The organism is Halomonas sp. 3D7M (assembly GCF_014897885.1).
Taxonomy (GTDB): Bacteria; Pseudomonadota; Gammaproteobacteria; order Pseudomonadales; family Halomonadaceae; genus Vreelandella.
In genome coordinates this window covers 39,367-45,696 of the sequence record NZ_JABUZF010000268.1, presented here as the reverse complement: position 1 = coordinate 45,696, position 6,330 = coordinate 39,367, and the positions used below count along the sequence as shown (strand labels likewise).

Below are 6,330 nucleotides of genomic sequence, written 5' to 3'. Positions count from 1 at the left end.
ATGCCTACCACCTAACGGCAGGCCCGAAGGATGGGGCCGGCGCAGCCGCTGCGATTCAAGCGGCGCTAGGCATGGCGAACCTTTCTACTGATGCTATTGATCATATCAATGCCCACGCCACCTCGACGCCCGTTGGCGACCGAGCTGAAATCGCCTCATTGCGTAATGTATTCGGTGAGCGCTTGCCTGACATCCCTATTTCGGCAACGAAAGCCGCCACCGGGCACCTATTAGGCGCAGCAGGGGGCATAGAGAGTGTTTTTTCTGTATTGGCAGTCAATAGTCAGCAGCTTCCGCCCACCATCAATCTTGAACACTGCGATGATGATATGCAGGATTTAACCTTCGTCACGGCGCCTCATCAAAAGCACGCCACGAAGCATGTATTGTGCAACGGGTTCGGTTTCGGTGGCGTCAATGCAGCGCTGATTATCAGCACTGTCTAGACGGTTTTAAGAGCCATTGTTAATGCAGCGAAGCTGTATATTTTAGCTTTCGCCAAGGTGGCTTGATGGCATCCCATACACTTGCAAAGCCAACGACTCGGCCCCTATTGAATTAGGTTGTTCTGGCATAGTTTCAGATCGGCCGCCAGACGCTCTCGTTCAGGTTGGGATAACCCTTTTACCATGGTCTCTTCAATAGCCTCGACTAGGCAATGAGCCTGGTCGAGGACGGCCCGGCCTGATGCTGTCAATCGAGTTTGAATAATACGACCGTGGTCGGGGTGGGAGCGGCGCTCTATCCATTCCTCGTACTCAAGGCCTTTGACCAACTGCTGCATTGTCTGGGGCGTGACGAAGCAGGCGCGAGCCATCTCGGCATTGGATAATTGATCGGACCGTTCCAATGCACTTAGCGCCGCATATTGGGACGTCGACAGATTGAGGTGGCGCAATTCGTTGTCCATGCGATGACGGATAGCTTGTTGCACCCCCTTGATGAGGTAACCGATGCGGTGTTCGACCACAGTGCCTACTCCTGGGATTGCACAATATAAGGAACCTGATAATGTATCAGCTTCCTTATATTTGCATAACCAGGAGTTTAAAGCCAATGCCACATGTCACCGGCCCACAATTTATTGCCCTGCAGGTCGAAAATCTGGAGGCAGCGAAACAGTTTTACACAGAACAGCTAGGATTGATTCCCACAGATCAGGGGCCGGAGCACGCGGTGGTATTCCAGACCCTCCCCATCCCTTTTGCACTTCGTACTCCCAACATCAATCTTGCAGACAGCCCTCGGCTGGGATGGGGCGTAGCGCTTTGGTTGGGGTGCGAGCAGGCAGACAGTATGCACGAGCGTCTCCGGGATTACGGTTTGGAGATTGTTGAGCCCCCCTTTAATGGCCCGTTTGGACGAACCTTCAGTTTTGTGGATCCGTTTGGCTACCGATTGACGCTGCACGGTACGCCCGGGTGATCACATGACAACACGCTACTGGATCGTAGTCGCCTCGCGCGACCACGCAAAAACAGGAGAGCACGGCGGCTTTGTTCAGGCCTGTCACGGAAAGAAAGGACCGATCAGCCGTATGAACGCGGGAGACTGGATGGTGATGTATTCACCAAAGGTTCACTTTAACGCCCGTGAGCCCTGCCAAGCATTGACCGCGATCGGCCGATTGAAAGGCACCAATGTCTACCGACATAACATGGGAAACGGCTTTGTGCCCCATCGGCGCGATGTCGATTTCCAGCCCTGCCGAGAGGTGCCAATCCGACCACTGATCGACGACCTCGAGTTCATCAGCAATAAACGGCACTGGGGAGCGGCTTTCAGATTTGGACTAAGGGAGATTCCTGAGACCGATTTTCAACTGATCGCCATCCGAATGCTGGGTCAGTCGGTCGTTTAAGCGGGATATCACGTCAAACGACTCCTTGCAAAACACCAATGCCGATTTTGCACACCTACCTATACTGCGAGTAGCGATTACTGATAAAGATGGCGTATGAACTGGGTAGGAATACCTGTGAGCGCATTGCGCTGGCACGACAGTCTGCCGGTGGCGGTTCCAAACAATGAAAAGGCGCCACACCGGCACTGCGGGTGTCCATCATCTGGCCTCGCAAGATTCTAATTAAAATCAGACCTGATTGACGTGTTACGTGGCTATTGCACTATGAAGAGCGAAGCGTCACATTAGCCGCACCGTCGCCGACTGAGAACGCTGAAACCGCTCCCATGCATGATGATTTTGTGGCCAATTTACGCCTGCTATGCAGCTACTACCCGTCTATTGCGGACGTTTGCCGCCGCTTATCCATTAACCGTGCTCAATTCAACCGCTACCTCAGCGGTCGCTATTACCCAAGCCACGCCGCGCTGCAGCGTATTTGCCACTTTTTTGGGGTAACGCCAGAAGATATCGCGCTGCCTCACCACGACTTCCGTGCGTTGGTGCAAACCGGACAACTCAATGCGGATACCTCACCGAACACACTACCCTGGCCTAATGCGTTGATTCAGCGGGGTAGCGAAGGTATGGAGCGTTATCTAGGTCGCTACTTCGAGCTTTACCACTCAATGTCGCGCCCTGGGCATTTGATGCGCACGTTGGTGTGCCTAGAAGCCAGAGAAGGAGGTGTGGTGTACCAGCGCACCGAGCGTATGCAAGTCGCTCTGGGAAGGCGACCCTGTCATAACCGGTACGTGGGAACCGCCGTTAAACTTGCAGACCGGCTATTTTTAGTTGACCACGAAACCCTCAATGGCCATGAAATCACCCAAACTATTCTGTTTCCCAGCTACCAAAGCCAAGTCACACGCTTAACCGGATTAAAAATGGGGGTGGCTGATAACAGTGAGCGTATGCCCTGTTGTGTGCGAGTGGTCTATCAGCGCTTAGATGAACAGATAAGTTTGCGCTCTGCGTTGGCTCAGTGCGGTCTGCTGTCATTGGACGACCCGTCGCTAGATGAGTCGCTGCTGGCAGCCGTGCGCAATGACGTGGCTAGCGGGGAGCACCATTTTCGCGCACGTCACTAACGGCTTGCTTCACAGGACGCTGATGGCGCCAGCACATGGGTAAATAAAATCGACTCAAAGTGCTCCATAGGAGCGACTGACTTAAGCGTTTTAGCGCGCAATATTGCGCCTTCCCACCCCGACAATATAAAACTAGCCAGGGCTTCTGGAACAATTGTTTTATCGATATCATCTTGATTTTGCGCTTCTTTCAGGCAGGCGGCTAAACGCTTCTCCCAGCGCTGGAACACCAAGTTAAGTGCATCACGGAAAGTGTCGCTCTGCCCCGAAAGCTCCTGCCCCAGGTTACCAATCAAGCAGCCAGTGGTGTGGTCGCAGTCCAACATATGCTCACGCCCTGTGGCGAAGTAACGCCGTATGCGCTCTAACGGCGGCAACGAAACGTCTTCAAACAGTGTTGCCAAGCGTTCATCATACTGACTGGCGAAGCGCTCGATCACCGCCAGCCCAAAATCTTCTTTGCTGGAAAAGTAGTGGTAAAACGATCCTTTAGGCACACCACAGGTTTTTAAGACGGCATTAATACCCGTCGCATTGTAGCCCTGCTGGGCAATCAGCTCGGCACCGGTTTCAATTAACTTATCGCGAGTGGCGGTGTTTTTCATGACGTCACATTAACCAGTGAATTTAGTGCTTTGCAAAATAATAATGATAGGTATTGTGAGGCCCGTCAGCGGTTAAACCGCACGATGCAGCGATGCTTAATGGGTTGCACACTATTTGCACATTGCTTACCTAATCATTGCTTGCGTATCGGTGATGCTAGCATGATACGCCATTTTCTCTGGAATTTTCGCCCTCAGCCAACGGATGCCGCGCGGTAATGACCTCTTCTCACTTTCACGCACCTTCTCAACAAGGCCGTATCGGTTTCGGTGCCTTGGCAGCACTACTGGTTTTCGTTGGCGGCTTAACCTTGGCCTGGTGGATTATCAGCCAGCCGCCTCGTGTTGAACGCCGCCCGCCACCGCCCGCCGCGCCACCCTTAGTGGATATCATGACGGCTGAAGAGCGCCTGCAAGCGCCGATGCTTAACGGTTTTGGGCGAGTAGAAGCTGAGAAATCCACCATGTTAGCCAGTCGGGTGGCTGGTCAGCTAGAGCGCTTTGGCGAAGGCGTTCTTCCAGGCCAGGTCGTCGAACAAGGAGCGCCGGTTGCTTATATCGATCAGGCCGATTTACGCTTGGTTCTCGAAGATGCCGAAGCGCAGTTGGCCAACGCGCAGGCGCAGTTAGCGCTAGAACAAGCGGAGCAACAGCGCGCCCGAAGTGAGTATGAATCGTTTGGCCGCCAACTCAGTGCTGAGCGCCGCGCATTGGTGCTCCGTGAACCACAGCTACGCCAAGCTCAAGCGCAATTAACGCAAGCACGCGTGGTGCGAGACCAAGCGGCGCTTAATCTTGAGCGTGCCACGTTAACTGCCCCTTGGCGAGCCATGGTGCAAGACCGCTTGGTTGGCGCGGGGACCCTGTTAAGCCAGGGTACTGAAGTTCTCAGCTTGGTCGGCGTCGAACAGTTTTGGGTTCGCGCCTCGTTGCCGGGGGATATTCTCGGTTGGCTAACGCCGGGCAGCCGCGTGACGCTTACCAGCCAAGGCTGGCCGGAAGGCGCAAGCAGAGAAGGTAACTTAATTTCTATTCTGCCAAACCTGGAAGAGAACGGCTTACAAGCGCAGCTTTTGATCGCCGTGAATGACCCGCTGTCGCTAGAGCAAGATGGCCCTGCACTGCGCCTTGGCGATGTGCTGCGTGTTGCCTTTCATAGCACAACCCAGGAGCCGCTCATCGCCTTGCCTTCTGCCTCATTGCGTCCCGGCGAGCAGGTATGGTGGGTAGATGATGAAGATCGCCTACGCAGCACCCATGTCACCCTGGCTTATCGCGGGCAGGAAACGGCGCTAGTACGCAGCGGTTTAGTACCCGGACAGCGGGTGGTTATTGCTGGCTTGGCTCAACCTCGTGAAGGCCAGCAAGTCCGCATTCGTCAGCGAGGCGACACGCCAGCCAGTGATGAGGAAAGCCCATGATTCGCCGTGGCCCACTCGCCTGGATGGTCGACCATGGCGTTGCCCCTAACCTGATGATGGTGCTGTTTATCGTTGGCGGCTTAATGGCATCCTTGGCCATCAAGAAAGAGGTTTTCCCGGAATTTGAAACGGAAATCATCCAAGTTAGCATCAGCTACCCCGGTGCCACACCGGAAGATGTTGAGCAAAGTTTGTTACTACCGGTTGAAGCTGCCATTGCTGACGTGGAGGGCATCGATGAATTAACCGCCAGCGCTGGCGAAGGTAGCGGCGTGGTCAGCGCCACGTTGATCGATGGCGTTAACGTGATGCGAGCCTACCAGGACATCCAGCAAGCCGTGAATGCCATCACCACCTTGCCTAACGCTGCGGATCCACCGCGCTTTACCCTAGCTGGTCGCTCTCGTAGCGTGATGAGCCTACAAGTGTATGGCTCAGTTAGCTTAGCGGCACTCCATGACGCCGCGGAGGATGTACGCGCAGAACTACAGGCCACTAGCGGGATTTCCCGAGCAGAGCTCTCCGGCAACCGGGAACGTGAAATCCAGGTGCTTGTGGATGAAGAAGCTATTGAGCGCTTTGGGTTAGACCATCAGCAGCTTGCCAGCCGAATTGCCGAAGAAGCGCTCGACCTCGCCAGTGGCCAGCTCACTACCGCCGAAGGCGAGTGGTTGATTCGCTACCAGGGACGCCGCAATAGTGCGGATGAGTTTGCCGCACTCCCCATTCTCACCACTGCCCAAGGTTCACCCGTTGTGCTGGGCGATATTGCTCGCGTAAGCGAAGGATTTGCTGAAACCGATCGCGAGGAGTTCTACAACGGCGAGCAAGGCTTATCGGTGGATATCTATCAGATTGGCGATCAAACGCCGACGAGTATCTCTCAAGCCGTTTACGGTGAGCTGGAGCGGCTGCGCAATAACCTACCTAACGGGATACGCCTGGATGTTTCCAGAGATAGCTCAGAAATCTATGAAGACCGCCTGAACCTACTGCTAAAAAACGCCTGGATGGGCTTGGCACTGGTGCTAATTCTTATGGCACTGTTTCTTGAGGCACGATTGGCCTTCTGGGTAACACTAGGCATCCCGACGGCATTTTTGGGTGCGATGCTGTTTCTGCCATGGGTTGGCGTCTCACTCAATATGATGTCGATGTTCGCCTTTATTATTGCCCTTGGCATCGTCGTGGATGATGCCATTCTGGTCGGTGAGAATATTTACAGCCACCGAGAACAGGGCTATTCACTGCGCGATGCCGCGGTGAAAGGTGCTCAAGAAATCGCCACACCGCTTACCTTTGCGATTCTG

Annotated in this window: 7 protein-coding genes and 1 pseudogene; 6 read left to right on the top strand and 2 right to left on the bottom strand. The window is 54.3% G+C overall.

What is annotated here, in order from left to right:
• Nucleotides 1-446: pseudogene (locus tag INT22_RS21470) on the top strand (beta-ketoacyl-ACP synthase II); the annotation flags it as partial.
• A gap of 104 nt (nucleotides 447-550) precedes the next feature.
• Here the strand turns inward: INT22_RS21470 and INT22_RS18145 are convergent.
• The gene (locus tag INT22_RS18145; RefSeq protein ID WP_193068705.1) at nucleotides 551-970 is read right to left on the bottom strand and encodes a MarR family winged helix-turn-helix transcriptional regulator; all 420 of its coding nucleotides are present in this window, start codon (nucleotides 968-970) and stop codon (nucleotides 551-553) included.
• Nucleotides 971-1,056: 86 nt separating this feature from the next.
• Between INT22_RS18145 and INT22_RS18140 the strand changes: the two genes are divergently transcribed.
• The 3 genes from INT22_RS18140 (at nucleotide 1,057) to INT22_RS18130 (ending at nucleotide 2,994) form a co-directional block, all read left to right on the top strand.
• Nucleotides 1,057-1,425, top strand: a complete 369-nt coding sequence (locus INT22_RS18140; protein WP_193068704.1) for a VOC family protein — start codon at nucleotides 1,057-1,059, stop codon at nucleotides 1,423-1,425.
• Nucleotides 1,426-1,429: 4 nt separating this feature from the next.
• Nucleotides 1,430-1,861, top strand: a complete 432-nt coding sequence (locus tag INT22_RS18135) for an EVE domain-containing protein (RefSeq protein ID WP_193068703.1) — start codon at nucleotides 1,430-1,432, stop codon at nucleotides 1,859-1,861.
• Nucleotides 1,862-2,190: 329 nt separating this feature from the next.
• A complete protein-coding gene (locus INT22_RS18130) occupies nucleotides 2,191-2,994 on the top strand; it encodes a helix-turn-helix domain-containing protein (RefSeq protein WP_193068702.1) in 804 nt (267 codons plus the stop codon).
• Here INT22_RS18130 and INT22_RS18125 read toward each other — a convergent pair.
• The gene (locus INT22_RS18125) at nucleotides 2,991-3,599 is read right to left on the bottom strand and encodes a TetR/AcrR family transcriptional regulator (protein WP_193068701.1); all 609 of its coding nucleotides are present in this window, start codon (nucleotides 3,597-3,599) and stop codon (nucleotides 2,991-2,993) included. The genes INT22_RS18130 and INT22_RS18125 overlap by 4 nt on opposite strands.
• A 218-nt stretch (nucleotides 3,600-3,817) precedes the next feature.
• On the opposite strand from INT22_RS18125, the gene INT22_RS18120 reads away from it, so the two are divergent.
• Complete coding sequence (locus tag INT22_RS18120; protein ID WP_193068700.1) at nucleotides 3,818-5,020, top strand: efflux RND transporter periplasmic adaptor subunit; 1,203 nt, start codon at nucleotides 3,818-3,820, stop codon at nucleotides 5,018-5,020.
• On the top strand, nucleotides 5,017-6,330 hold a 1,314-nt coding region (locus INT22_RS21465), incomplete at its 3' end, for an efflux RND transporter permease subunit (protein WP_226912883.1). The genes INT22_RS18120 and INT22_RS21465, both read left to right, overlap by 4 nt.